The following is a 24,519-nucleotide window of genomic DNA, read 5'->3' on the forward strand; positions in this document are numbered from 1 at the left end:
AGCGTCCGGCCACTCGGTCACGACATCAACCGGGCTTCCAGGTCGAGCAGATCCCGCCGCCGCTCCTTGATCCTTCGCGCTGGCTGTCCTGCATAGATGCCGAATGCCTCGCAGTCACGCGTCACGAGGCTCAGCGCACCGACGGCTACACCTGCAGCCAATCGAACGCCGGGAAGTACGACGCTGCCGCAGCCGATGATCACGTGCTTCTCGAGGATGACCGAGGCGCTGGTCACCCCGGTGTACTCGGTCGGCACCATCGGGTTCGTCATGAATGCTCCTGAATAGTCGTCGCTACTGCTGTAGATCGAGACGCGCGAGGACAGGTTGCAGAAGTCATGCAACACAATGCGGCCAGCACCGATCAGGCTGGAGTAAATCGCAACATGAACGTGGCTGCCGATTTCGATGCCGCCGGTTCCAGCCGACAGTACGCAGAAGTCGTCGATGCGGACGTGGTCGCCAAGGTGGATGCGCTTCGCGCCGTAGATGGAGGCTTTGTCGGAAATGCGGACGTCGTCACCCAAGGCGGCAAAGCCCTGAGCTTCCAATTCGGCGCGGCTTAGCAGTCCCATCAGCTTGGCCCCCCTGATGCCGTCAGGTGCGACAGGCGCCACGGATCACGTCGATCACCCGCCCTTGGTCTGCGTCGCTCAGGGCGGGATAAATAGGCAGGCATAGCACCTTGCGGGCGATGTCGCTGGCCACAGGGAGGTGGCTCGGGTTGGCCGATGGCATGCTGCGGTACATCGGGAAATCCGAGATCAATGGGTAAAAGTAGCGGCGAGCGTAGATGTCGTTCTCACGCAGGCGGGCATACAGCGCGTCGCGGCTGTGCAGGTATTCGGGGCCAACCAGGATGGGGAAGTAGGAGTGGTTGGCCACCCGTTCTCCGCTGTCGCGCACGCAGCGGACGCCGGGCAGGTCGGCCAACTCGGTGCGGTAGCGGGCGTCGATCTCGGCACGGCGGGCGAGGGCAGCGTCGATGTGCTGCAGTTGCACCAGACCGAAGGCGGCGTTGATTTCACTCATCTTGCCGTTGATGCCGGGCGCGACCACGGTGGTTTCGTCGACGAAGCCAAAATTCTTCAGATGGTCGATGCGCTGTTTGGTCTTGGCGTCGGGGCAGACGATGGCGCCACCTTCGAAGGTATTGAATACCTTGGTTGCGTGGAAGCTCAGCACCGACAGGTCGCCATGACGCAGCACGCTGTGGCCGTCATCCATGCGTACGCCGAAGGCATGAGCGGCGTCGTAAATGACCTTGAGGTTGTAGTTGTCGGCGATCTTCTGGATCGCCTCGACATCGCAGGGGTGGCCGTAGCAGTGCACCGGCATGATCGCCGTGGTCTGCGGCGTGATGGCAGCCTCAATCTTGCTCGGGTCGAGGTTCAGGGTATCGCGGCTGATATCGACGAACACCGGCTTGATGCCGTTCCAAAGCAGCGAATGCGCGGTGGCGACGAAGGAATACGGCGTGGTGATCACTTCGCCGGTGACGCGCAGCGCCTGCAGCGCCGTCACCAGTCCCAGCGTCCCGTTGGCAAACAGCGCGATGTGCTCCACGCCGAGGTGGTCGCACAATGCGTGCTCAAGTTGCTGGTGAAAGGGCCCGCCATTGGTGAGTACCTGGTTGGCCCAAATTTTCTCCATGTAGGGCATGAACTCCTGCAAATCGGGCAGGAAGGGCTTGGTGACGTAGATCGGCGAGCGAGATTGGGACATGGTTCTTCCGGGGCAGCAGGCGTCGTCGTTTTCAGGCATCAGGCTCGAATGGTCGCGCGGCGCAGACCAAACGATGCGCGCAGGGCGGCCAACTTCTGGGCGCCTTCAGGTGTCTCGGCCATTCGGGCCAACGCGCGACGGGCCATCAACCACAGCAGACAGACGATGAAAGTCAGGAGGGCAGCTGTTATAGCGAGCAATCCGCGCTTTGGCTTGGACTTGTATTCTGGAATTTCGGCGATAGCGACCACCTGCAGGACAGCACCGTTGCTGGCTTCATCGGCTCTTGCCATTTCGTATTGCCGGGAAAATATTTCGAATAATGTCTCGAAATACTTGAATTCACGGTACTTTGAAATGTACTCGTTGCTCTTGCCATCAGGCTCCTGCGAGTTGTCTCGCTCCAGCGCCTTGAGCTGGGCCCGCAGTGATTGAAGTTCTGCCGTCGCCGATCGGTATTCAGGGTTGCTCTCGGTCATGGTGCCTCGCATGACCGAGAGCCGGATTTCTTGAGCAGCGATTGTGGCTTGAACTTGGGCGACACGACCCACAGCGGCTTCAGGGTTGATTTTTAGCACGTCCTTTCCGACGCCACTGTCCTTCAATGCGACTTCGGCTTTGACAAGCTTGTCCTTGACATCAAGCAGTTGGCGCTCAAAAAACAGCCGCCGCTGTGCGGCTTCCGTGACGCCCAACGTCTTGGTCATTTCCTGGAGTTGAGTGATGTACCTGTTGGCGATCTTTGCGGCCCGCTCGGGTACTTCGTCATCGACCTCAATGGTGATCAGATTGTCTTTTCCTGATGTGATGCGGGTGTTGCCTGCAAGGGCATTGCGCGCCTGAAACTGGTATTCGCTTTCATAGACTTCACGCAACTTGAATTCCGAGACGATGGCGTCAGCGATCGGGCGGCTTTTCAACAATGCAATCCATTGGTCACTCGGATTTTTCAAGCCGGCGACGCCGCTCAATGCACCTGCCATCCCGCCTGCTGCACCAAGCAACGCGGCGACTGCGCTACTTTGCTGCTGCTGCGGCGGTAGCATCAGGGTATTGGCAGTGAATACAGGTTTGATAAGGAAGCTCAAGCCCAGCACCACGGCACCTACTGCCAGCGGAAAAATAGTCAGCAACTTCTTGTGAGCTAGAAGGATCAGCAGTATGTCGATGGCCGAGATCGATGATTCTTCGTCAGGTGATTCGGACCGGTGTGGTGACTCTGGGAGTGTTTCGTTCGACATGATTCAGAAACAGGGATATACGCGCGTCGTCCGAACTTCAATTCCGCAGCGTCTGGATCGCCGCTGCTGCCAAGCCAAACTGATACAGGATCTGCGACCAGTCCTTTAGCCCCCGCGTGAAGGCGGTCCAGAACGTCTCGCGGTTGCCCTTCTCGGGCACGACGAGGGTGTCGCCCGGCATCAGTTCGGTGCCTTCCAGGTCGTTGAACCAGCCGCGTCGGCTGGCGTGCAGCACGGTACCGTCGGCGCGCACGATGAAGCTGTTGCCCATGTCCGCGTCGGCGTCGACGCCGGCCACGTCGAGGTAGTCACGCATCTTGCGCCCGGAGCGCCAGAGGATGGCGTTGTTGTTGGCCACGGCGCCAACGGCGAAGACGAAGGCGGGGCGGGCGGGCACGCTCACGCGGTCGCCGTCTTCCAGGGGCAGGTCGGGCAGGTCGGACGGGGTGGCGCTGGAGGGGAGTTCCAGTGCGATGCGGCCCGTGGACTTCAGGCCCTTGAGGCGTGTGATCTGCGCTTTGCGGGCTTCGGCCTGTGCCTGGCGGAGCTGATTGGCGGCCTGGGCGTCGGTGGCGGACAGGTTGGCTGCAGCGGTGGCACCTTCACTGGCCAACTGGGCTTCGAGGCGCTTGATGGCGTCGTCCAGGGCGATCTGCTGCTGGCGGCGGGTTTCCTCGCGGGCGAACTCGGTGCCGAAGACGTAGGCCTCGGGGGTCATGCCGCCAGCTCGCTGGACGAGCTGGGGCAGCGTTTCACCGGGCTGGATCTGGTAGATGCCGGGCGCGGCGATTTCGCCTTCCACACGCACCAGCCGGGTCTGCTTGGAGACCGGGTTGCGGATGTCCTGCCGGGCGAAGACGGTCACAACGTCACCGGGCTGCAGGGCCAGGTCATGGGCCGGGTCGCGGTCGATCACGGCCTTGCCGAGGTTGAAGGGAATCAGCTGCATCGCAAGCGTCTTGGGGTCGATGCGCTCGATGGCGGCATATTCCCAGTTGGGCTCGTCGACGATGTTCTTGACGTCGCGGGTGAGTTGCTGGGTGCTGACGTCGCTGCCGTTGGTGAACTGCACCAGCTTGTTCTTGCGAACGTAGTAGTCCGGGGTGATGAGGGCGTCCCGGTCAGGGATGAGCTGGCTGATGCGCATGCCGGGGCTGTACGGGTAGCGCAGGGGGGCCGCGACGTTGCCGCGCAGGGTGATGGCGTTGGCGAACTGGGGGGCGACGCCGAAGAGGGTGACGATGTCGCCGTCCTTGAGCAAGGTGCGCCCCGCCTGGGCCAGGTCCAATGTGGCGACGGTGCGTGGTGCCCTGGGCTGGCTGGCGTCGATGCTTTCGAGCTGGGCCGAGCGCGGGTTGGTGGAGGCGCGGGTACCACCGCCGTAGCCGAGCACGCGCTCCAGGGCCTCGCCCTGCGGCTGCAACTCGTAGATGGCCGGCGTGTCGACGGCGCCCAGCACCGCCACGCGGGGGCCAGCCGCGGTGTAGACGATGACGTCCCCAGGCAGCAGCCGGACGTCCCGGTCCTTGTTGCCGTGGATGATGAAGTCGTAGAGGTCCAACTCGGCGATGACCTTGCGGTCCCGGCGCAGCTGGATCTTGCGCATGCTGCCGTTCTGGGCCGGGCCGCCGCTGGCGAAGACGGCGCTCACCAGGGTCGACAGGCTGCTGATGGTGTAGTTTCCGGGCCGGCGCGCCTGCCCGACGACGAAGACCTGGATGCTGCGCAGCTGGCCCAGGGTGACGTTGAGGCTGAAGTTCCTGAACACCCGGCTGACCTGCGTGCGCAGGTGGGCCTCGACGTCCCCGGCCTTGATTCCCGCCACGCCCATGGTGCCAATGCGGGGGATGTTGATCTGCCCGTTGCGGTCGATGGTGGCGCGGTAGTCGACGTCGATGCTGCCCCAGGCTCGGATATACAGCTCGTCGCCCGGGCCGAGCACGTAGTCGGTGGGTACGGGCACGCTCTCGACGGGGGCGAAGCTGCGGTCGGCCCCGGCAAAGTAGGGCTGGCCGAACAGCGGCAGCTTCTGTCCCGTTGCGTTGTAGACGAAGCGCTGGAACTCGTTTTCCTGCGCCAATTCGCGCTGTGCGCCACTCGGCGTATCGCTGGGAACGTCGGCCGGGCGGGACTCCGCTGGACGCTGGGCCTTGCCATCGCCCGGTGTGGGGTTGCCGCTGGGGTTGTTGGTGATGGTGATGGCGCCCGCAGGCGCTGTGCTGCCGGCCGGCGACGCCATGCCCTGCGTTGCCATGGACGCGGCGCCCGGTGTCGCTGCACCGGCAGAGCCCGCGAAGCCGACGGCGACTGCCGTCTGGGCGTGTGCCAGGGGCGAGGCGAGCAGCAGCAATACGAGCGGACGAAGGAGGAGCGAGCGCATGGGCATCTGGTTGGGGGGGCCTGCGGCAACCCTGAACTGCAAAGCAACCCGCAAGTGTACGGACCCCATGAAGAGGGGATCGCACATGTATCCGTTGGTTGCAAACTTGTTCTCGGATCGGGACCTCGGGCGGCCGTTTGCCGGCGCAGCGTCGGTCAGCGCGCGTCGTCGCCGTGCGGCGGGTCGGACTCGATGCCTGGTGGCGCGCTCAGCGCCGGCAGGTCGGCAAACACCTCCTCGGCGGCGAGGGTCAGGCCGATGCTGTCGAGCGGCAGGCCGGGCTCGCCGGGGCCGGTTTCGCGCAGCAGCCAGCCCTCGTTGGCGCGGCTGTAGAGTTCGATGCGGCGGCGCTCCGGGTCGATGACCAGGTAGTCGCGCAGGCTGGGGATGAGGCGGTAGGCCACGAACTTGGCGCCGCGGTCGCGGCCGGCGGTGGAGGCTGACAGCACTTCGGCGATCAGGCAGGGGGCGGTGAGGGCGAGTTCGGCCTGGCGGTCGGCCGCGCTGCAACTGACCATGACGTCGGGGTAGAAGTAGGCGTCGGCCGCTTCGATGAGCAGCTTCATGTCGGACATGTAGGTTCGGCAGGGGCTGCCATCGAGAGGCCGCAGGAACAGGCTGGCCAGGCGCAGGGATACCAGCACGTGGCTTTGGCGTGCGCCGCCCATGGCGACGATTTCGCCGCGCTGGTACTCGTGCTTCGCGTCCTGCTCGGCTTCCCACGCCAGGTAGCTGTCGCGGTCGAAGCCAACGGTTTCCTGTTTCTGCAAGGCCAGTCCCACGTTGCGCTCCCTGCGAGTTGCTGCGCGGTGATGGGGATGTTCCCGGGGTTGGATGCTAGCGCGGCACTTTCGCGGCTGCCAGCACCATCCGCCGCGGCGACAATTCACGCATGTCCACCCCTGAGCGCCTGGATCACCCTGGCCGACGAGAGGAACCTGGAAGCGTCCTATGTCTGCGGAAATCGGTGTTGAGCCCGCCGCGCGGCTGCAGCTGCGCGGCATCACCAAGCAGTACCCGGCCGTCCGGGCCAATGATGGCGTGGACCTGACGGTCGCGCCCGGGCAGATCCACGCGGTGCTGGGTGAGAACGGCGCGGGCAAGTCCACGCTGATGAAGGTCATCTACGGTGCGGTGCAGCCCGACGCCGGGGAGATCCGCTGGAACGGCCGGCCCGTGCAGATCGCCAGCCCGGCGCAGGCCCGGCAGCTGGGCATCAGCATGGTCTACCAGCACTTCTCGCTGTTCGACACGCTGACGGCGGCGGAGAACGTGTGGCTCGGGCTGGACCGGTCGCTGAGCTTGGCGCAGGTGAGCGCACGCATCCGCGAAGTGGCCGGCGAGTACGGGCTGGACGTGGACCCGGCGCGGCCGGTGCACACGCTGTCGGTGGGGGAGCGCCAGCGGGTGGAGATCGTGCGCGCGCTGCTGACCGACCCGCAGCTGCTGATCCTGGACGAGCCGACCTCGGTGCTGACGCCGCAGGCGGTGGAGCGCCTGTTCGTCACACTGCGCCAGCTGGCCGCGGATGGCCGCTCGATCCTCTACATCAGCCACAAGCTCGACGAGATCCGCGCGCTCTGCCACCACTGCACCGTGCTGCGCGGCGGGCGGGTGACCGGCGAGGTGGACCCGACGCGGGAGAGCAACGCCAGCCTGTCGCGGCTGATGATCGGCGCCGAGCCGCCGCCGCTGCAGCACCGCCCGGCCAGGCTGGGGGCGCTGGCGCTGCAGGTGGCGGGGCTGGACCTGCCGAAGGGCGATCCGTTCGGCACCACGCTGAGGCAGGTCGGCTTCGAGCTGCGCGGGGGTGAGGTCCTGGGCGTGGCGGGGGTGTCGGGCAACGGCCAGCAGGAGCTGATGGCGGCGCTGTCGGGTGAGGACATGCGGGCGCCGGCCGGCTCGATCCGCCTGTTCGGTGCCGACATTGCGCGCGCCTCGCCGCGGCGGCGGCGCCAGCTGGGGCTGCACTTCGTGCCGGAGGAGCGGCTCGGCCGCGGCGCGGTGCCGACGCTGTCGCTGGCGCACAACCTGCTGCTCACGCGCACCGAGGGGGTGGCGGCGACGGGCTGGCTGCGATTGGGGGCGGTGGAGCGCCAGGCGGCGGCACTGATCGAGCGTTTCAAGGTCAGGGCGGGCGGGCCGGGCGCGGCGGCCAGGTCGCTGTCGGGCGGCAACCTGCAGAAGTTCATCGTCGGGCGGGAGATCGATGCGCAGCCGAAGCTGCTGATCGTCAGCCAGCCGACCTGGGGCGTGGACGTGGGGGCGGCGGCGCAGATCCGCGCCGAGCTGCTGGCGCTGCGCGATGCGGGCTGCGCCGTGCTGGTGGTGAGCGAGGAGCTGGAGGAGCTGTTCGAGATCTGCGACCGGCTGGTGGTGATCGCGCAGGGGCGGCTGTCGCCGACGATCGCCACGCGCGACGCGACGATCGAGCAGATCGGCCTGTGGATGTCCGGGCTGTGGGGTGAGCCGGCGGCCGTGGGTACCGCGGTCCGGGAGGGCGGTCCAGGAAGGGTGGGGGCATGTTGAGACTCGGCATGTTGAAACTGGAGATGCGGCCGCAGCCTTCGCGGCTGATGTCGTGGCTGTCGCCGCTGATCGCGCTGGTGCTGACGGTGCTGATCGGCATCGCGCTGTTTTCGCTGCTGGGCAAGGACCCGTTGAAGGCGCTACAGGTGTTCTTCGTCGAGCCGCTGCGCAGCGGCTACGCGCTGGCCGAGCTGAGCGTCAAGGCGGTGCCGCTGGTGCTGATCGCTCTCGGGCTGGCGGTGTGCTTTCGCTCCAACCTGTGGAACATCGGCGCGGAGGGGCAGTTCGTGCTGGGCGCGCTGGCCGGCGGCTGGGTGGCGATGCAGGCCGATGCGCAGAGCTCGCGCGGCATCGTGCTGCTGATCCTGGCTGCGGGCGTGGCGGGCGGCATGGCCTGGGCGGCGCTGACGGCGCTGCTGCGCGACCGCTTCAACGCCAACGAGATCCTGGTCAGCCTGATGCTGGTCTACGTGGCCGAGATGCTGCTGAGCTGGCTGGTCTACGGGCCCTGGAAGGACCCGCAGGGCTACAACTTCCCGCAGACCATCACCTTCCTGGCGCCGACCAAGATCCCGCGGCTGGTGGACGGCTGGCGCATGAACATCGGCGTGCTGGTCGCGCTGGCGGCGGTGGTGGCGTTCACGCTCTTCCTGTTCCGCACCTACCGGGGTTTTGCGCTGCAGGTGGGCGGGCTGGCGCCGGCGGCGGCGCGCTACGCCGGCTTCTCCTCGCGCGGGGCGCTGTGGACGGCGCTGCTGGTGTCCGGCGGCATGGCCGGGCTGGCCGGGGCGCTGGAGGCGGCTGGGCCGCTCGGGCAGCTCACGCCCTATGTGCCGGTGGGCTACGGCTTCGCGGCCATCATCGTGGCCTTTGTCGGCCGGCTGCACCCGGTGGGCATCGTGTTTTCGGCGGTGCTGATGAGCATGTTCTACATCGGCGGCGAGCTGGCGCAGTCGCGCCTGGGCCTGCCCAAGTCGCTCACCGGCGTGTTCCAGGGGCTGCTGCTGTTTTCGCTGCTGGCCTGCGACACGCTGATCGCCTACCGCATCCGCTGGAGCCGTCCGTCATGAATGAGTTTGCGCTGCTGCTGGCTGCGACCCTGAGCGCCGGCACCGTGCTGGCGATCGCTGCGCTGGGGCTGCTGATCAATGAGCGCGCCGGCATCGTCAACCTCGGTGCCGAGGGAATGATGCTGGTGGCGGCCATTGCCGGCTTCGCCACCGCGGTGCACACGCACAACGACTGGCTGGCCTTCGCCGCCGGCGCCGCGGCGGGGGCGGTGATGGCTGCGGCCTTTGGCCTGCTGGTGATCTGGCTGAACACCAACCAGTACGCCACCGGGCTGGCGCTGAGCCTGTTTGGCACGGGGTTCTCGGCCTTCGTGGGCATCCGCTACACGCAGGAGAAGCTGGCCGAGCGGCCGCACTTCGAGGTTCCCGGCCTGGCCGACCTGCCCTTCGTCGGGCCGGCGCTGTTTCGCCAGCACCCGATGGTGTATCTCGCGGTGGCGCTGATGCTGGGGCTGGCCTGGTTCCTCTACCGCTCGCGCGCCGGGCTGGTGCTGCGGGCGGTGGGCGAGTCGCCCGAGTCGGCCCACGCACTGGGCTACCCGGTGCGGCGCATCCGCCTGGCGGCGGTGGTGGCGGGCGGGGCGCTTTGCGGCGTGGCGGGCGCGTACCTGTCGGTGATCTACACCCCGCTGTGGGTGGAGGGCATGACGGCGGGCAAGGGCTGGATCGCCCTGGCGCTGACCACCTTCGCCACCTGGCGGCCGGCGCGGGTGCTGCTGGGTGCCTACCTTTTTGGCGGCGTGACGATGCTGCAGTTCCACCTGCAGGGCGAGGGCGTGCAGGTGGCCAGCCAGTTCCTGACGATGCTGCCCTACCTGGCCACCATCGTCGTGCTGGTGCTGATCTCGCGCAACCCGGCGTGGATCCGGGCCAACATGCCGGCGTCGATCGGCAAGCCGTTCTTCCCGGGCGGCTGAGACGCTGTCGATAATGCCCGTTTGTCACAAAACGGGTGACGAATTGCCCGCCCGGGCACCGGTGCCCCTGTCCTGATTCCTGATTCCTGACCAAGGAGAAACCATGACCCTGCTCGCCAAACGTGCGCTGCTCAAACTCTCTGGTGGCGCTGCGCTGGCTGCCGCCGCTGCCCTGGTCGGCTGCGGCAAGAAGGAAGAAGCGCCTGCCGCCCCCGCCGCGGCGCCGGCCTCGGTTGCGGCATCCGCCGCGGTGGCCAAGCCCGAGCCGCTGAAGGTGGCCTTCGCCTACGTCGGCCCGGTGGGCGACGCGGGTTGGACCTTTGCGCACGACAACGCCCGCAAGGCGGTGCAGGCCGAGTTCGGCGACCGGATCGTCACCACCTTTGTCGAGAACGTGCCCGAGTCGGCCGACGCCGAGCGGGTGATGCGCGACCTGGTCGGCCAGGGCAACAAGCTGATCTTCGGTACCACCTTCGGCTATATGGAGCCGATGCTCAAGGTCGCGGCCGACAGCAAGGACGTCAAGTTCGAGCATGCCACCGGCTACAAGGCGGCCGAGAACATGCGCACCTACGACAGCCGGACCTACGAGGGCGCCTACATGGCTGGCGTGATCGCCGGCCGGATGACCAAGTCCAACGTGCTGGGCGTGGTCGGCTCCATCCCCATCCCCGAGGTGATCCGCAACATCAACAGCTTCACCCTGGGCGCGCAGAGCGTGAACCCCAAGGTCCGGACCAAGGTGGTGTGGGTGAACAAGTGGTTCGATCCGCCCAAGGAAGGCGAGGGCGCGGCCAGCCTGATTTCCGGCGGCGCGGACGTGCTGTTCCAGAACACCGATTCCAGCGCGGTGCTGCAGAAGGCCGAGGAGAAGGGCAAGTTTGCCTTCGGCTGGGATTCGGACATGAGCAAGTTCGGCCCCAAGGCGCACCTGGCCTCGGCCGTGATCAACTGGACGCCGTACTACAAGAAGGCCATCGACGACGCCCTCACCGGCAGCTGGGCCACCGGCTCGCAGTGGTGGGGCGTCAAGGAGGGGGCGATCGACATCGTCTCGGTCTCCGACACCGTGCCGGCCGACGCGAAGGCGCAGGTCGAGAAGGTCAAGGCCGGCCTGAAGGATGGCAGCTTCGTGATCTGGAAGGGCCCGATCGTCGGCCAGGACGGCAAGGAAGCGCTGGCCAAGGACGCGGTGGCCGACGACAAGTTCCTCGGCGGCATCAACTTCTACGTCAAGGGCGTGGACGGCAAGATCCCCAGCGGCAAGTGACGCAGCGGCTGCCGGCGGGCTGAGCGCGCCGCGGCCCGCTCGTGCGGGCATTGCTCGTGGCGTTTGGATGTAAAACGGTATATATTGTTTATACTGTTTTTCACGGAAAGGTCAGTGACCATGAACACCTCGCCCGCCGCCGCCGTTTCCTCCGTCCCCGCTGCCTCTGCCGCAGCGGTGGTCGAACCCGCCGTACCGGCGACTGCCGAGCCCGCGCCGGCCGTGAAGCCGGCGCGCAAGCGGGCTGCCGCGCCAAAGCCGGCTGAAGCCGCTGCCACCGAGCCGGTGCATGCGGCAGCGTCGGCACCTGCCGCCAAGCGTGCTCCGAAGAAGATCCCCGTGGCTGTGAAGGCCGTGGCGTCGGACGCTCTCAAGCCGGTGCGCAAGCTGTCCGCCAAGGCCGCTGTGTCTGGCGACACCGCGAAGGAGGTGGTCGTCGCAAAGGGCGCTCCGCAGGCCCAGGCGGTCAAGGCGGAGGCCTCCCGCAAGCGCGACAAGCTGGTGCGCGACAGCTTCACGATGCCCAAGGGCGAATACGCCCTGCTGGCCGACCTGAAGCAGCGCGCCACGACGCTGGCCCGCCCGGCGAAGAAGAGTGAGCTGCTGCGTGCGGGCATCAAGGCCCTCGCTGCCATGGGCGACACGGCTTTCCTGGCGGCGCTGTACGACGTGCCGGCGCTCAAGACCGGCCGTCCGGCCGCGCAGGACCTGCCTTTGCCCAAGGCCAAGGCCGGCAAGGCCGGCGCGCGTCGCGGTTCCTGAGCCCGCTGGGTTCCGGGCGGGCGGGTGACGGACCTATGGACCTGTTTCTCTGGCGCCATGCCGATGCCGGTACGCCCGTCGCCGGCCCAGCGGATCTGCAGCGGCCACTGTCTGCGAAGGGCCGCCGGCAGGCGCGGCGCATGGCGGCCTGGCTGGATCGCCAACTGCCTGCCGATGCCCGTGTGCTGGTGAGCCCGGCACTGCGTACCCGTGAGACGGCGCAGGCGCTGGGGCGCCCCAGCCGGGTGGTGGACGCATTGGGACCGGCGGCTTCGGCCGATGACCTGCTGGGCTGTGCCGGGTGGCCGGACGGTGGTGGCGCGGTGCTGTTGGTCGGACACCAGCCCGCACTCGGGCAGGCCGCCGCTCTCGTCTTGTCGGGCCTGCCCCTGGCCTGGACCCTCAAGAAAGGGTCTGTCTGGTGGCTGCGCGGCGAGCGTTCGGCCGCCGGGTTGACGGTGCTGCTGCGGGCCGTTCGCCTGCCAGTCGAGGATCAGCTACAATAGTCGGCTTTCCCGGCATTGGCTGCACGGGAAGGAGCGCTACCCGGTTCGCCGGGGCACTCAGCCGGATGCCCGAGAGGCCGCCCCCCATAAGCGGCGCCGACGGTGACGGCAGCAGCCGCAAACCCCCAGCAAAGAAGATTTGCCATGAAGACTTTCAGCGCCAAGCCGGCCGAAGTCGTGCATGAGTGGTTTGTGATTGACGCAACGGACAAGGTTCTCGGACGGGTGGCCAGCGAAGTCGCCCTCCGCCTGCGCGGCAAGCACAAGGCCATTTACACGCCTCACGTGGATACCGGTGACTTCATCGTCATCGTCAACGCGGACAAGATCCGTGTCACCGGCAACAAGGCCGAAGACAAGGTGTACTACCGCCACACCGGTTATCCGGGCGGCATCCGTGCCACCAAGTTCAAGGACATGCAAGCCAAGCATCCGGGCCGCGCCCTGGAGAAGGCCGTCAAGGGCATGCTGCCCAAGGGTCCGCTGGGCTACGCGATGATCAAGAAGCTGAAGGTCTACGCCGGTGCCGAGCACCCGCACACCGCTCAGCAGCCCAAGACGCTGGACATCTAAGGAACGGCCATGATCGGTGATTGGAACTACGGCACGGGCCGCCGCAAGTCGTCGGTAGCGCGTGTGTTCATCAAGAAGGGCACGGGCCAGATCAAGGTCAATGGCAAGCCGCTGGAGCAGTACTTCGGCCGCCAGACCTCGATCATGATCGTCAAGCAGCCCCTGGTGCTGACCAACAATGTCGAGGCCTTCGACATCCAGGTCAACGTCCATGGCGGCGGCGAATCCGGCCAAGCCGGTGCGGTGCGCCACGGCGTGACCCGCGCGCTGATCGACTACGACGCGGCGCTCAAGCCCGAGCTGAGCCACGCTGGTTTCGTGACGCGTGATGCGCGTGAAGTCGAGCGTAAAAAGGTCGGTCTGCACGGCGCTCGCCGTCGCAAGCAGTTCAGCAAGCGCTGACGCCACGGGTGCGTCCTGCCGGATCCGGCGGGGCGTCCCGACACGCAAAGCCGGTGCCAGGTGCGCCGGCTTTGTCGCATCTGGGGTGCGGTTGCGACTTTGTGCGCTCGATCAGTCGCAGCCGCGTGCGCATCGTGTATGGTGCGCGCCTCGGTTGGGCGGTGCCGGGCCTCCGGTGTGCCGCCGCTTCGCTACACACGGGATTGCATGCGTTGGAAGTTGTTGCGTCGTCGCCTGTCGGTGAGTGCGCCCAGGGTGACGGTCAAAAGTCGGCTGCCGTGGCCTCTGCGCTGGGTGGCGTTCGCCCTCGTGCTGGGTTTCTCGGGGGCGCTGTCGCTGTGGGCCTTCGAGTTTGGCAAGGACATCGCCGGTATCGATCGCAATGCCCAGGCCGAGCTGGTCGAGTTGCGCGCCGAGCTGGCCAAGCTGCGCAGCGAGCATGAGCGCGCGATTTCGATCGCGAACTCGGCCGACAGCCTGCTCAAGACCGAGCGCGTCTCGCAGGAAAGCCTGGCTGCCCGGGTGAAGGCACTGGAGGCCGAGAACCTCGCGCTCACGCGCGACCTGGGGTTCTTCGAAAAATTCATGCCCTCGGGCGGAGTCAACAAGGCCATGGCGCTGCGCGGCCTGCAGGCCTTCCCGGACGGAGCGGGGCGGCTGCGCTACCAAGCGTTGCTGATGGCGGCGGCAGGGCGCACTGGCGGGTTCAATGGCCGCTATGAGGTCCATCTGAGCGGCACCCAGGACGGCAAGACCTGGACGCACCATGTCGCGCAGCCCTCCCTTACCGTAAACCTGAAACAGTATCAACGCCTGGAAGGCGTGATCGACCACCCTGCTGGCGCCATGGTAAAACAGGTGGAAATCAAGGTGCTTGACAGCGTCGGTAAGGTGCAGACCAGCGAGGTCGTACGCCTGTGAATCCGGACGTCAAGGTGGCCTATCGGCCGGCGCGGTTCGCCTTGGTGCCGTTTCGCACGAAAATGCCCAAAGGCGCCCTGGCTCGCACCCCCTGATCAAATCCCTTCAACTCCAGGAAGCTCCAGTCATGTTTGGATCCAAGAAACAGCCCTCCATCAGAAGCCTGATCGGCGAGGGCACGACGGTGCAGGGGACGTTGCGTTTCGGCGACGGCCTGCGCATTGATGGCGAGGTGCAGGGTGATGTGGTGGCCAATCCGGACGACACGAGCATCCTGGTCATCAGCGACAAAGCCAAGGTCGTCGGTACGGTGAAGGCGGGTCATGTCATCATCAACGGTACGGTGATCGGACCGGTCGAGTCCAATCACCTGCTTGAGTTGCAGCCGAAGGCGCGCATCCAGGGTGATGTCCGGTACGAATCGCTGGAGATGCACCAGGGCGCGACCATCGAAGGCGCCCTGCAGCGCATCAGCCCGGCTTCGGGTGGCACCGCCATCGAGGACAAGCCGGCGCTGAAGCTGCTGGCGGCCAACGACAAGAAGTGATTTCGAGCGGGTAAACGGTCCCTTGTTTTCCGGGCACCCGATCTCTATTTAGCAGATCCAGCGTTTTTCAGGAGTTGCGCATGAGTGCCGTTGCACAAGACATCCAGACCGAGATGCCCGCCCCCATCGTCTTCACCGACAGTGCCGCTGCCAAGGTGGCCGATCTGGTGGCGGAAGAGGGCAATCCTGACCTCAAGCTGCGCGTTTTCGTGCAGGGTGGAGGCTGCTCGGGCTTCCAGTACGGGTTCACCTTCGATGAGGTGGCCAACGATGACGACACGCAGATGTCCAAGCACGGCGTGACGCTGCTGATCGATGCCATGAGTCTGCAGTACCTGGTCGGCGCCGAGATCGACTATAAGGAAGACCTGCAGGGAGCCCAGTTCGTCATCAAGAACCCGAACGCGACGACGACCTGTGGCTGTGGTTCGAGTTTCTCGACCTGAAGTGCCGTGATCGTTCCGGGCCGCGGACTCGACGCTGGCCCGCCTTGCAAAGAGCCGCCTCCGGGCGGCTCTTGCGTTTGTGCGGATCAGGCCGGGTAGCAGGCACCCAGTATCCGCGGGCCGAGGGCGCCGGTGACTTCTGGCAGGCTGGCCGCTTGGCGGTGGCAGTGCTGCCGCGCCAGCCAGGCGAAGGCGGCGGCCTCGACCTGCAGCGGTGGCAGACCCCGTTCTGCGGTGCCCAGGACGCAGCAGCCGGGCAGACGCTGGCCCAGGCGGCGCATCAGGTCGTCGTTCAGGGCGCCGCCGCCGCACACCAGCAGTTCGCGGGTCGAGGGGGCGTGGCGCGCCAGATCGTTGGCGATGGCCGCTGCCGTCAGCTCGCACAGCGTGGCCTGCACGTCCTGCGCCGCGCAGGCGGAGCGTTGGGCGCCAAGGTGCCAGTGCAGCCACTCGGGATGGAAGAGGTCGCGGCCGGTGCTCTTCGGTGGCGGCGAGGCGAAATAGGGCTCGCTCAACAGCGCCTGCAGCAGCGCCGTTGCGACCTGACCGCCAGCCGACCATGCGCCCTGGGCATCGTAGGGCTGGCCGAGGTGCCGCTGCGCCCAATGGTCCAGCAGGGCGTTGCCAGGGCCGCAATCGAAACCGCGTGGCGGCTTGCCGGGTGACAGCAGCGTGAGGTTGCTGATCCCGCCGATGTTCACCACGGCCCGGGGTGGGAGTGCCGGGTCGCCGTTGCCGAAGATCGCAGCGTGGAAGGGCGGCACCAGCGGCGCGCCCTGGCCACCCGCTGCCACATCGCGGCTGCGGAAGTCGGCGATCACGTCGATGCGGCAGCGCTCGGCCAGCAGGGCGGGCTGATTGATCTGGGTGGTGTAGCCGGTGCCGTCAAAGAGGCCGGGCCGGTGGCGGATCGTCTGGCCATGGGTGCCGATGGCGCGCACGGATGACGGGCTCAGGCCCTCCAGCAGGCGCTGCACGACCTGCGCATAGACCTCGGCCAGCGCATTGGCAGCCAGGGCGGCGCGGTGGATCTCGTCGGGGCCGGGTTGCTGCAGCCCGGCGAGCGCCGCGCGCAGGGCGGGCTCGAAGGGCAGGGCGGCGTGCCGTCGCACGCCGATCCAGCGGCCGTCCGCAGTGAAGGCGCAGAGCGCGCCATCCACCCCGTCCAGCGAGGTGCCCGACATCAGGCCGATGTAGAGCTCCTCGCCCAGGGGGTCACTCCATGCGCGCGATGGCAACGGCCGGGCGAGAGGCCGAGGCGAGCTGGGTCATGGCGGTGGCCGCCACGGCTTCGAAGCGCGGCTTGGCGGCGGCGCTGAGCAGCACGGCTTCCGAGGCGCGTGCGATCTTCATCGGGTCGACCTGGCTGCCGCCCATCTTGAACTCGAAGTGCAGGTGCGGCCCGGTGGCCCAGCCCGTGGCACCGACCGCACCGATGCGCTCGCCTTGTGCGACGCGCTCGCCCTTGCGCACGGCGATCTGGCTGAGGTGGGCGTAGACCGTGCTGCGCTCGCCGCTGTGGCGCAGCACCACGACGTTGCCGTAGCCGTTCTGCACGCCTGCGAATTCGACCGTGCCTTCACCGACGGCGCGCACCGGCGTGCCGGTGGGGGCGCCGTAGTCCACGCCCAGGTGGGCCTTCCAGGTCTTCTGGATCGGGTGGAAGCGCATCGCAAAGCCGGAGGTCACGCGCGAGAAGGCCAGTGGCGACGACAGGAACAGGCGCGCCTTGCTCTGGCCGTCCGGGCCGTAGTAGCTGCCCTTGTGGTCGCCGTCCTGGAACCAGATCGCGTCGTGGTTGCGCCCGGCGTTGATGAAGCGTGCCGAGAGCACCCGGCCGCTGCCGGAGCTCCAGGTGACCGGTTCGCCATCGGCGGTGAGGGTTTCGTAGGCCACCGAGAACGTGTCGCCCTTGCGCAGTTCGCGGCGGAAGTCGATGTCCGAGCCGAAGATCTCGGCCATCTGCATCGTCACCGCATCGGGCAGGCGGGCCTCGTCGGCCGCGGCAAAGAGGCTGGACTCGATCGTGCCGGCGCCGAGGCGGACATCGCGTGCCAGCGCCACCTGCTCGCTGGAGACCGCCAGCCCCTGCGGCCCACGCCGCACCGTGGTGCGCGTGAAGTGGCTGGTGGAGTCGTCGTTGTCGGCGGCGGGCCCGCGCACCACCAGCTCGACCAACTGGCCGCCGCCGGGCGCGGCCTCGCTGCGCACATGCACCTGCTTGCCGGGGCGGCCCATCAGGATGCGCTGGGCCACCGGGTCACGGCGCAGGAACTGGGCGGCCTCGGGGTCGTTCACCCCCAGGCGCTGCAGCAGGCTGTCGGCGGTGTCGGATCCGCGGGTCAGGTCGTTGCGGTGCAGTTCGATGTCATGCTCGTCCAGTGCCGTGACCTGACTGGCGAGGTGGTTCAGCGCCACCTCCTGGCTGATCAAACGGGTGGGCGTTGGGGCGGCGTCGAGGGTGGTGAGCGGCGCGACACCGAAGGCAGTGACCCCCGTACCGAGCAGCAGCGTGAGGACCGCGCCGCTGATGGCGCGGGGATGATGCCGAAGGGCCAACTCGACTCGCGCGGCCCAGAGGCGCGCCTGGGCGCCAGAAGCTTTGAACAACACTCTTGGATACTGCAAAGAGGCGGCACCAGCCGCTGGTGATCGGAGAGCCCGGCACCCCGACGGGCGGGGAGAGCGAACCGGGTGCCGGCTGGTCCAAGTCAGGCGCCCTTGGGGGGACGCTCTAGAATCTCGACCGCTTTCCGGCCGGCGCAGTATAACGACGTGCCTCGGCGTTACAAGCGTAAAGACCTGTAGCACGTTTTCAACCCCCTGTCCTTCCACCCTGTTGCGCATGTCCACCACTTCGAGCCCCGCGCCCGGCGCTGCGTCTTCCCACGTCACCGAGCAGGCCCTCAGCGAGGGCGTCCGGCATGCGCTGGAGGTTTCGCGGCGTGGCTGCGATGAGTTGCTGCCCGAGGCCGACTGGATCCGCAAGCTGCAGCGCAGCGAGGCCACCGGGGCGCCGCTGCGCATCAAGCTGGGGCTGGACCCCACGGCGCCGGACATCCACGTCGGCCACACCGTGGTGCTCAACAAGATGCGCCAGCTGCAGGACCTGGGCCACACGGTGATCTTCCTGATCGGCGACTTCACCTCGATGATCGGCGACCCCTCCGGGCGCAACAGCACCCGCCCGCCGCTGACGGCCGAGCAGATCAAGGTGAACGCGGAGACCTACTACCGCCAGGCCAGCCTGGTGCTGGACCCGGCGCGCACCGAGATCCGCTACAACTCGGAGTGGAGCGACCCGCTGGGCGCGCGCGGCATGATCCAGCTCGCCAGCCGCTACACCGTGGCGCGCATGATGGAGCGCAACGACTTCCACGACCGCTTCAAGGCCGGCACGCCGATCGCGGTGCACGAGTTCCTCTACCCGTTGATGCAGGGCTACGACTCGGTGGCGCTGAAGTCGGACCTGGAGCTGGGCGGTACCGACCAGAAGTTCAACCTGCTGATGGGCCGCCACCTGCAGCAGGAGTACGGCCAGGAGCCGCAGTGCATCCTGACCATGCCGTTGCTGGTCGGCCTGGACGGTGTCGAGAAGATGTCCAAGTCCAAGGGCAACTACATCGGCATCAGCGAGCCGGCGAACGGCATGTTCGCCAAGATCCTGTCGATCAGCGACGAGCTGATGTGGACCTACTACACGCTGCTGAGCTTCCGCAGCGTGGCCGACATCGCCGCACTCAAGGCCGAGGTGGCTGCCGGGCGCAACCCGAAGGACGCCAAGGTCGCGCTGGCCAAGGAGATCACCGCGCGCTTCCACAGTGCGGCTGCGGCCGATGCGGCCGAGCAGGACTTCAACAACCGCGCCAAGGGCGGCGTGCCCGACGAGATCCCCGAGGTGAGCCTGTCTGGCGCCCCGCTGGGCATCGGTGCGCTGCTGAAGTCGGCCGGCTTGGCGCCCTCGACCAGCGAGGCCAACCGCCTGATCGATGGCGGCGGGGTGCGTATCGATGGCGCGGTGGTCAGTGACAAGGGACTGAAGGTCGCCGCCGGCAGCTACGTGGTCCAGGTCGGCAAGCGCAAGTTCGCGCGGGTGCTCCTGGCCTGATCGGCTCGCCGACCCTCCGGCGCTCCTGCCCGGCGGGCCCATTCGCACATGCAAGTCAGTTCCTACCTCAAGCTCTCGGTCGCGGTGGCGCTTGTCACCATCGGGCTGAAGACGGGGGCCTGGTGGCTCACCGGCTCGGTCAGCCTGCTGTCGGACGCCCTGGAGTCACTCGTCAACCTGGCCGGTGCGATGTTCGCACTCGCCATGGTGACGCTCGCCGCCCAGCCCGCCGACGAGGAGCACCCCTACGGCCACCACAAGGCCGAGTACTTCTCCAGCGGCTTCGAGGGCGTGCTGATCCTGGTGGCCGCGCTGGCCATCATCTGGGCGGCCGTGCAGCGCTGGCTGGCGCCCCAGCCGCTGGAGGCGCTCGGGCTGGGCCTGGGCCTGTCGGTGGTCAGTTCGCTGCTCAACGGCGCCCTGGCCTGGGCGATGCTGCGCAAGGCACGCCAGCACCGGTCGATGGCGCTGGAGGGCGACGCCCGCCACCTCTTCACCGACGTCTGGACCTCGGCCGGCGTGGTGGCCGGCTTGATCGCGGTGCACTTCACCGGCTGGATCTGGCTGGACCCGCTGCTGGCCATCGCCGTGGCGCTGAACATCGTGCGCGAGGGCGTGTCGCTGGTGCGGGCCTCCGCGACCGGGCTGATGGATCAGGCCGTCGAGCCCGAGGTCCGCGCCCAGATCGACGCGGTGCTGGCGGGCTTCGACCCCGGCACCGTCCGCTTCGACCACGTCAGCACCCGCCGCGCCGGGCAGCGCCGCTTTGTCGACCTGCACATGCACATGCCGGCGGCCTGGACGCTGGGACGGGCGGCCGCTGTGCGCGCCTCGGTCGAGGTGGCGCTGATGGGGGCCGTGCCCGGTCTGCGCGCGACGATCCAACTGCTGCCGACCGATGTGGAAGCGCATCTCCACGGCGAGGAGGACCGGCCATGATCGGCCTGATCCAGCGTGTGGCACAGGCACGCGTCGAGGTGGCGGGCGAGGTGGTCGGGGCGATCGGTGCCGGCCTGCTCGTGCTGGTCTGCGGCGAGCCGGCGGATGGCGAGGCACAGGTCGAGAAGTTCGTCGCCAAGCTGCTCAAACTGCGCATCTTCAGCGACGCGGCAGGCAAGATGAACCACAGCGTGCAGGACGTGGCGGGCGGCCTACTGATCGTCTCGCAGTTCACGCTGGCGGCCGACCTGCGCAGCGGCAACCGGCCGGGCTTCAGCGCTGCGGCGCCGCCCGATCAGGGGCGTGCGTTGTACGCGGCAGTGCTGGCCAGCGCGCGCCGGCAGCACCCGGTGGTGGAGGCGGGCATCTTCGGTGCCGACATGCAGGTGCACCTGGTCAACGACGGGCCGGTGACGATCCCGATGACCCTGCGCTGAAAGCAAACAGGGGCCTGGTGGCCCCTGTTGGTTGCTGTCCTTGGTCTGCGTCAGTCCGCGTAGACCCCGGCGGCCTTGATGGCAGTGCCCCACTTGTCGATTTCCGCGGCCACGAACTTCTTGTGCTCGGCCGGCGACACGCGGGCGTCATTGACGACCACCGCGCCCAGCGCCTCTTCGCGCTTGTGGAACTCGGCGTCCTTCAGGGCGACCTTCAAGGCGGCGTTGATCTTCTCCAGCGCCGCGGCCGGGGTGCCCTTCGGGGCGTACAGGCCGTGCCAGATGCTCACGTTGAAGCCCTTCAGGCCCTGGCTGTCCAGCGTCGGCAGCTTGGCCAGCGAGGGCGTGGTCAGCGGCTTGAGCGTGGTCACGGCGAAGGCCTTGACCTTGCCGCCCTCGATCTGGCCGGTGGTGTTGGTGGTCTGGTCGCACATGATGTCCACCTGGCCGCCCAGCAGGTCGTTCATCGCCGGGGCGGTGCCCTTGTAGGGCACGGTGGTCATGTCCACGCCGACCTGCTGCTGGAACAGCATGCCGCACAGGTGCGAGGCGGCGCCCAGGCCGGCGTTGGCCAGGTTGATCTTGCCCTTGTTGGCGTCGATCCACTTGCGCAGCTCGGCGTAGTTGCTGGCCGGCAGGGTGGGGCGGCCGATCAGGGTCATCGGCACCTCGTTGATCAGGCCGAGGTACTCGAAGTCGTTCAGCGTGTTGTAGGGCAGCTTGCGGTACAGGCCCGGCGAGGTGGCCATGCCGATGTGGTGCAGCAGCAGGGTGTAGCCGTCCGGCGCGGCCTTGGCCACCTTGGTGGCGCCCAGCGTGCCACCAGCGCCGCCGACGTTGTCGATGATGATGGTCTGCTTGAGCGCAGCGCCCAGTGCCACACCGAGGTCACGGGCGACCTTGTCGGTCGGGCCGCCAGCGGCAAAGGGCACCACCACGGTGATCGGCTTCTCGGGGTAGCCCTGGGCGAAGGCGGCGGTGGCCAGCACGGTGGCGGCAGCGGCGGTCAGCAAGCGTTTCATCGGATTCCTCGACATCGAATTTCGGCCGGCAACAGCAGCGTCACTGGCCGACAACAGGGTGCGCGCATGGTAGGCACAGTCGGGCCCCGCTCCATCGCGGGAACTACGTAAAGCGCGCGGCGGCTTGCGGCCGATCAAGCCAGGCTGCGCTCGTCCGAGATCACCTTGCCGTCGTTGGGCAGGCTGCCGGGGGCGACGAGCTTCACCTCGGCACGCAGCTTGGTCACGTCGCGCACGCTGCCGGCCAGTGCCTCGGCCAAGCTGGCGGGGGCGTCGGCAGGGACTTCGACCCACAGGCCCATGCGGTCGCTGGCCATCTCGCCCTCCACCACCAAGCGAGCGCGCAGGGCCTCGGGGTGGCGGCGCAGCACCTCGGCCACCTGGGAGGGGTGCACGAACATGCCACGCACCTTGGTGGTCTGGTCGGCCCGGCCCAACCAGCCGCGGATGCGCGGTGCGGTGCGCCCGGTCGGGCAGGGGCCCGGCAGGATGGCCGACAGGTCGCCGGTGCCGAAGCGGATCAGCGGGTAGTCGCGGTTCAGCGTGGTGACCACCACCTCGCCGACCTCACCCTCGGGCACCGGGTCGCCGGTGCCGGGGCGCACGATCTCGACGATCACGCCCTCGTCGATCACCAGGCCCTGGCGAGCCGCGGTCTCGTAGGCGATCAGGCCCACGTCGGCGGTGGCGTAGCACTGGTAGCCCTCGATGCCACGCTCGCGCAGCCAGTCGCGCAGCGAGGGCGGGAAGGCCTCGCCGCTGACCAGCGCCTTGGTGATGCTGGCGATGCTGGCGCCGGTCTCGGCCGCTTTCTCGACCAGGATCTTCAGGAAGCTCGGCGTGCCGGCATAGGCCTGCGGGCGCAACTCGGCAATCGCCTGCAGCTGCAGCTCGGTGTTGCCCACGCCACCCGGGAAGACCGCACAGCCCAGCGCGTGGGCGGCGGTCTCCATCATCGAGCCGGCGGGGGTGAGGTGGTAGCTGAAGCTGTTGTGGATCAGCTCGTCGGCCGCAAAGCCCGCGGCGCGCATCGCGCGGGCCAGCCGCCAGTAGTCGGCGCCGCTGCCTTCGGGCTCGTAGATCGGGCCGGGCGACTGGAACACCCGCCGCGCACCGCGCGTCACGAGCTGGCCGCGCCAGCCGATCGCCGCGAAGCCGCCCATCGCGTCCTGGGCGCGCCGTGCCTTCTGGCGCTCCAGCAACTCGCCCTTGCGCGTGACCGGCAGGCCGGCCAGGGCGGCACGGCTGGTGATGGCGGTGGCGTCGATGCCGGCCAGGATCTCGCCGAAGGCCGCGGTGCGTGCCTGCGCATGGGCGATCTGCGCCGGCAGTGCGGCCAGCAGGGCCGCCTCACGCTCTGCGGGGTCACGCGTTTCCAGCGCGTCGAGGGGAGTTGTCTCACTCATCGTCATCGCTCCAGGCGCTGAGTTGTTTCTTGAGTTGGGCCACGAAGTCGCGCAGCTCGGCGCTCGACTTCAGGGTTCGGTTCTGCCACTGCGGACTGCTGCGCGAGGGCCGCTTCACGACGCTCGCGCTGATTTCGCCACCCACCACCACCGCCTTGGCGATGGCCACACCGCGCCGTTCGAACTGCCCGCCGCGCTCGGTCAGGCCGGCCTCGCGCAGGTCCCGCCGCAGCCGCTGCAGCGCTTCATCGGGCTTGAACGGCGGCGGGGCGAAGCCCCATTCCTCTGACATCGAGAGTCTCTCCGGAAGGCTGTGTTCGTCCAGCGATCACCGCGGATCTGGCTTTGCCAGGCCGCCGGTGATGCCCCCTTGAGGGGGCGCGCGTCAGCGCGTACGGGGGTGGGTCAGGCCAGCCAGCGCTTGCGGCGCTTGTAAGACTTGACATCCTTGAAGCTCTTGCGATCCCCGCCGCCCACGCCGAGGTAGAACTCCTTGACGTCCTCGTTCTCGCGCAGGGCCTTGGCCTCGCCGTCCATCACGATGCGGCCGTTCTCCAGGATGTAGCCGTAGTCGGAGTACTTCAGCGCGATGTTGGTGTTCTGCTCGGCGAGCAGGAAGGTCACACCCTCCTTGGTGTTGAGGTCCTTCACGATCTCGAACACCTCCTCGACGATCTGCGGCGCCAGGCCCATGCTGGGCTCGTCGAGCAGCACCATCTTCGGGTTGGCCATCAGCGCGCGGCCGATGGCGCACATCTGCTGCTCGCCGCCCGAGGTGTAGGCCGCCTGGCTGCTGCGGCGTGTCTTCAGGCGCGGGAAGTAGTTGTAGACCTTCTCCAGCGTCTGGGCCACGGCGGCCTTGCCGTCGGTGCGCGTGTAGGCGCCGGTCATCAGGTTGTCCTCGATGCTGAGGTGGGCGAAGCAGTGCCGCCCCTCCATCACCTGCACCACGCCGCGGTTGACCATGTCCGAGGTGCTGAGCTTCTCGATGCGCTCTCCGCGCAGCTCGATGCTGCCCTTGGTGACCTCGCCGCGCTCGCCGGCCAGCAGGTTGCTCACGGCGCGCAGGGTGGTCGTCTTGCCCGCGCCGTTGCCGCCCAGCAGGGCGACGACCTTGCCCTCGGGCACCTGCAGGCTCACGCCCTTGAGCACCAGGATCACGTGGTTGTAGATGACCTCGATGCCGTTGACGTTCAGGAGGATGTTCTGACTCATGGTGTGCCCTCGTTGTGCATCGCTCTTCGAAACACGGCGCGCCGTGCTTGGAGGAGCGGGCTATTCAGGTGGATGGTGCGAGTGGGCCCGGTCTGCCGGTTGC

25 protein-coding genes are annotated in these 24,519 nt (G+C 67.6%); 14 read left to right on the top strand and 11 right to left on the bottom strand.

The genetic code is table 11. The annotated features are described in order from the left end of the window. Positions 1-17: 17 nt before the first annotated feature. The 5 genes from NGK70_RS06640 to NGK70_RS06660 form a co-directional block, all read right to left on the bottom strand. Positions 18-617, bottom strand: coding sequence for an acyltransferase (locus tag NGK70_RS06640; protein WP_251972482.1), 600 nt, complete (start codon positions 615-617; stop codon positions 18-20). Beyond that, the gene (locus NGK70_RS06645) at positions 598-1,764 is read right to left on the bottom strand and encodes a DegT/DnrJ/EryC1/StrS family aminotransferase (protein WP_428985581.1); all 1,167 of its coding nucleotides are present in this window, start codon (positions 1,762-1,764) and stop codon (positions 598-600) included. The genes NGK70_RS06640 and NGK70_RS06645 overlap by 20 nt, the downstream gene beginning before the upstream one ends. Further along, the gene (locus tag NGK70_RS06650; RefSeq protein ID WP_251972483.1) at positions 1,764-2,966 is read right to left on the bottom strand and encodes a Wzz/FepE/Etk N-terminal domain-containing protein; all 1,203 of its coding nucleotides are present in this window, start codon (positions 2,964-2,966) and stop codon (positions 1,764-1,766) included. Before NGK70_RS06650 ends, NGK70_RS06645 begins: the two co-directional genes overlap by 1 nt. A gap of 37 nt (positions 2,967-3,003) precedes the next feature. Continuing rightward, positions 3,004-5,346, bottom strand: a complete 2,343-nt coding sequence (locus NGK70_RS06655; protein ID WP_251972484.1) for an SLBB domain-containing protein — start codon at positions 5,344-5,346, stop codon at positions 3,004-3,006. Positions 5,347-5,501: 155 nt separating this feature from the next. Next, positions 5,502-6,128, bottom strand: a complete 627-nt coding sequence (locus tag NGK70_RS06660) for a Uma2 family endonuclease (RefSeq protein ID WP_251972485.1) — start codon at positions 6,126-6,128, stop codon at positions 5,502-5,504. A 169-nt stretch (positions 6,129-6,297) separates the two neighbouring features. Between NGK70_RS06660 and NGK70_RS06665 the strand changes: the two genes are divergently transcribed. From NGK70_RS06665 to erpA, 11 genes are all read left to right on the top strand, one after another. Next, positions 6,298-7,875 carry an ABC transporter ATP-binding protein gene (locus tag NGK70_RS06665; RefSeq protein WP_251972486.1) on the top strand — a complete coding sequence of 526 codons (1,578 nt, stop codon included), beginning with the start codon at positions 6,298-6,300 and terminating at the stop codon, positions 7,873-7,875. Between the two features lie 8 nt (positions 7,876-7,883). Continuing rightward, positions 7,884-8,945: an ABC transporter permease gene (locus tag NGK70_RS06670; protein ID WP_251972487.1), complete on the top strand. Its 1,062-nt coding sequence runs from the start codon at positions 7,884-7,886 to the stop codon at positions 8,943-8,945. After that, a complete protein-coding gene (locus tag NGK70_RS06675) occupies positions 8,942-9,862 on the top strand; it encodes an ABC transporter permease (RefSeq protein ID WP_251972488.1) in 921 nt (306 codons plus the stop codon). The genes NGK70_RS06670 and NGK70_RS06675 overlap by 4 nt, the downstream gene beginning before the upstream one ends. Before the next feature lie 103 nt (positions 9,863-9,965). Next, complete coding sequence (locus NGK70_RS06680) at positions 9,966-11,132, top strand: BMP family ABC transporter substrate-binding protein (RefSeq protein WP_251972489.1); 1,167 nt, start codon at positions 9,966-9,968, stop codon at positions 11,130-11,132. Positions 11,133-11,252: 120 nt separating this feature from the next. Further along, positions 11,253-11,894: a hypothetical protein gene (locus NGK70_RS06685; protein ID WP_251972490.1), complete on the top strand. Its 642-nt coding sequence runs from the start codon at positions 11,253-11,255 to the stop codon at positions 11,892-11,894. Between the two features lie 35 nt (positions 11,895-11,929). After that, entirely contained in the window at positions 11,930-12,400 is a 471-nt protein-coding gene (locus NGK70_RS06690; RefSeq protein WP_251972491.1) for a SixA phosphatase family protein, read from the top strand. Positions 12,401-12,544: 144 nt separating this feature from the next. Then, positions 12,545-12,973, top strand: a complete 429-nt coding sequence (gene rplM, locus NGK70_RS06695) for a 50S ribosomal protein L13 (protein ID WP_251972492.1) — start codon at positions 12,545-12,547, stop codon at positions 12,971-12,973. A gap of 9 nt (positions 12,974-12,982) precedes the next feature. Beyond that, positions 12,983-13,375, top strand: coding sequence for a 30S ribosomal protein S9 (gene rpsI, locus NGK70_RS06700; protein ID WP_251972493.1), 393 nt, complete (start codon positions 12,983-12,985; stop codon positions 13,373-13,375). A 207-nt stretch (positions 13,376-13,582) separates the two neighbouring features. Further along, a complete protein-coding gene (locus NGK70_RS06705; protein ID WP_251972494.1) occupies positions 13,583-14,296 on the top strand; it encodes a DUF6776 family protein in 714 nt (237 codons plus the stop codon). Positions 14,297-14,423: 127 nt separating this feature from the next. Next, a complete protein-coding gene (locus NGK70_RS06710; protein WP_251972495.1) occupies positions 14,424-14,843 on the top strand; it encodes a bactofilin family protein in 420 nt (139 codons plus the stop codon). A gap of 80 nt (positions 14,844-14,923) precedes the next feature. Continuing rightward, entirely contained in the window at positions 14,924-15,289 is a 366-nt protein-coding gene (gene erpA, locus NGK70_RS06715) for an iron-sulfur cluster insertion protein ErpA (protein ID WP_251972496.1), read from the top strand. Between the two features lie 86 nt (positions 15,290-15,375). Here the strand turns inward: erpA and NGK70_RS06720 are convergent, their stop codons facing one another. Together NGK70_RS06720 and NGK70_RS06725 are read right to left on the bottom strand one after the other, a co-directional pair. Beyond that, positions 15,376-16,527, bottom strand: coding sequence for an anhydro-N-acetylmuramic acid kinase (locus NGK70_RS06720; protein ID WP_256490759.1), 1,152 nt, complete (start codon positions 16,525-16,527; stop codon positions 15,376-15,378). Beyond that, on the bottom strand, positions 16,505-17,902 hold the full coding sequence (locus tag NGK70_RS06725) for a peptidoglycan DD-metalloendopeptidase family protein (RefSeq protein WP_428985582.1): 1,398 nt from the start codon (positions 17,900-17,902) through the stop codon (positions 16,505-16,507). The genes NGK70_RS06720 and NGK70_RS06725 overlap by 23 nt, the downstream gene beginning before the upstream one ends. 232 nt (positions 17,903-18,134) lie before the next feature. On the opposite strand from NGK70_RS06725, the gene tyrS reads away from it, so the two are divergent. Genes tyrS through dtd form a run of 3 tightly spaced genes read left to right on the top strand, consistent with a single transcriptional unit; the run spans position 18,135 to position 20,773 of the window. Then, on the top strand, positions 18,135-19,397 hold the full coding sequence (gene tyrS / locus NGK70_RS06730; RefSeq protein ID WP_251972498.1) for a tyrosine--tRNA ligase: 1,263 nt from the start codon (positions 18,135-18,137) through the stop codon (positions 19,395-19,397). A 48-nt stretch (positions 19,398-19,445) separates the two neighbouring features. Then, positions 19,446-20,336, top strand: a complete 891-nt coding sequence (locus NGK70_RS06735) for a cation diffusion facilitator family transporter (protein WP_251972499.1) — start codon at positions 19,446-19,448, stop codon at positions 20,334-20,336. After that, the gene (gene dtd / locus NGK70_RS06740; RefSeq protein ID WP_251972500.1) at positions 20,333-20,773 is read left to right on the top strand and encodes a D-aminoacyl-tRNA deacylase; all 441 of its coding nucleotides are present in this window, start codon (positions 20,333-20,335) and stop codon (positions 20,771-20,773) included. Before NGK70_RS06735 ends, dtd begins: the two co-directional genes overlap by 4 nt. Positions 20,774-20,823: 50 nt before the next feature. On the opposite strand, the gene NGK70_RS06745 is transcribed toward dtd, so the two are convergent. The 4 genes from NGK70_RS06745 to NGK70_RS06760 form a co-directional block, all read right to left on the bottom strand. Next, a complete protein-coding gene (locus NGK70_RS06745; RefSeq protein ID WP_251972501.1) occupies positions 20,824-21,795 on the bottom strand; it encodes a tripartite tricarboxylate transporter substrate-binding protein in 972 nt (323 codons plus the stop codon). Between the two features lie 134 nt (positions 21,796-21,929). Then, positions 21,930-23,201: a phenylacetate--CoA ligase family protein gene (locus tag NGK70_RS06750; RefSeq protein WP_251972502.1), complete on the bottom strand. Its 1,272-nt coding sequence runs from the start codon at positions 23,199-23,201 to the stop codon at positions 21,930-21,932. Beyond that, entirely contained in the window at positions 23,194-23,493 is a 300-nt protein-coding gene (locus NGK70_RS06755; RefSeq protein ID WP_251972503.1) for a hypothetical protein, read from the bottom strand. Before NGK70_RS06755 ends, NGK70_RS06750 begins: the two co-directional genes overlap by 8 nt. A 113-nt stretch (positions 23,494-23,606) precedes the next feature. After that, positions 23,607-24,416, bottom strand: a complete 810-nt coding sequence (locus tag NGK70_RS06760; RefSeq protein WP_251972504.1) for an ABC transporter ATP-binding protein — start codon at positions 24,414-24,416, stop codon at positions 23,607-23,609. Positions 24,417-24,519 lie beyond the last annotated feature (103 nt).

Source organism: Sphaerotilus microaerophilus (assembly GCF_023734135.1).
Lineage (GTDB): Bacteria > Pseudomonadota > Gammaproteobacteria > Burkholderiales > Burkholderiaceae_C > Sphaerotilus > Sphaerotilus microaerophilus.

Coding starts and splice junctions, on each gene's coding strand:
- rplM (WP_251972492.1), top strand. CDS start 12,545: ATGAAGACTTTCAGCGCCAAGCCGGCCGAAGTCGTGCATGAGTGGTTT.
- NGK70_RS06670 (WP_251972487.1), top strand. CDS start 7,884: ATGTTGAAACTGGAGATGCGGCCGCAGCCTTCGCGGCTGATGTCGTGG.
- NGK70_RS06750 (WP_251972502.1), bottom strand. CDS start 23,201: ATGAGTGAGACAACTCCCCTCGACGCGCTGGAAACGCGTGACCCCGCA.
- NGK70_RS06760 (WP_251972504.1), bottom strand. CDS start 24,416: ATGAGTCAGAACATCCTCCTGAACGTCAACGGCATCGAGGTCATCTAC.
- NGK70_RS06665 (WP_251972486.1), top strand. CDS start 6,298: ATGTCTGCGGAAATCGGTGTTGAGCCCGCCGCGCGGCTGCAGCTGCGC.
- NGK70_RS06710 (WP_251972495.1), top strand. CDS start 14,424: ATGTTTGGATCCAAGAAACAGCCCTCCATCAGAAGCCTGATCGGCGAG.
- dtd (WP_251972500.1), top strand. CDS start 20,333: ATGATCGGCCTGATCCAGCGTGTGGCACAGGCACGCGTCGAGGTGGCG.
- NGK70_RS06685 (WP_251972490.1), top strand. CDS start 11,253: ATGAACACCTCGCCCGCCGCCGCCGTTTCCTCCGTCCCCGCTGCCTCT.
- NGK70_RS06690 (WP_251972491.1), top strand. CDS start 11,930: ATGGACCTGTTTCTCTGGCGCCATGCCGATGCCGGTACGCCCGTCGCC.
- NGK70_RS06705 (WP_251972494.1), top strand. CDS start 13,583: ATGCGTTGGAAGTTGTTGCGTCGTCGCCTGTCGGTGAGTGCGCCCAGG.
- NGK70_RS06755 (WP_251972503.1), bottom strand. CDS start 23,493: ATGTCAGAGGAATGGGGCTTCGCCCCGCCGCCGTTCAAGCCCGATGAA.
- NGK70_RS06645 (WP_428985581.1), bottom strand. CDS start 1,764: ATGCCTGAAAACGACGACGCCTGCTGCCCCGGAAGAACCATGTCCCAA.
- NGK70_RS06745 (WP_251972501.1), bottom strand. CDS start 21,795: ATGAAACGCTTGCTGACCGCCGCTGCCGCCACCGTGCTGGCCACCGCC.
- NGK70_RS06680 (WP_251972489.1), top strand. CDS start 9,966: ATGACCCTGCTCGCCAAACGTGCGCTGCTCAAACTCTCTGGTGGCGCT.
- NGK70_RS06655 (WP_251972484.1), bottom strand. CDS start 5,346: ATGCGCTCGCTCCTCCTTCGTCCGCTCGTATTGCTGCTGCTCGCCTCG.
- rpsI (WP_251972493.1), top strand. CDS start 12,983: ATGATCGGTGATTGGAACTACGGCACGGGCCGCCGCAAGTCGTCGGTA.
- NGK70_RS06650 (WP_251972483.1), bottom strand. CDS start 2,966: ATGTCGAACGAAACACTCCCAGAGTCACCACACCGGTCCGAATCACCT.
- erpA (WP_251972496.1), top strand. CDS start 14,924: ATGAGTGCCGTTGCACAAGACATCCAGACCGAGATGCCCGCCCCCATC.
- NGK70_RS06675 (WP_251972488.1), top strand. CDS start 8,942: ATGAATGAGTTTGCGCTGCTGCTGGCTGCGACCCTGAGCGCCGGCACC.
- tyrS (WP_251972498.1), top strand. CDS start 18,135: ATGTCCACCACTTCGAGCCCCGCGCCCGGCGCTGCGTCTTCCCACGTC.
- NGK70_RS06735 (WP_251972499.1), top strand. CDS start 19,446: ATGCAAGTCAGTTCCTACCTCAAGCTCTCGGTCGCGGTGGCGCTTGTC.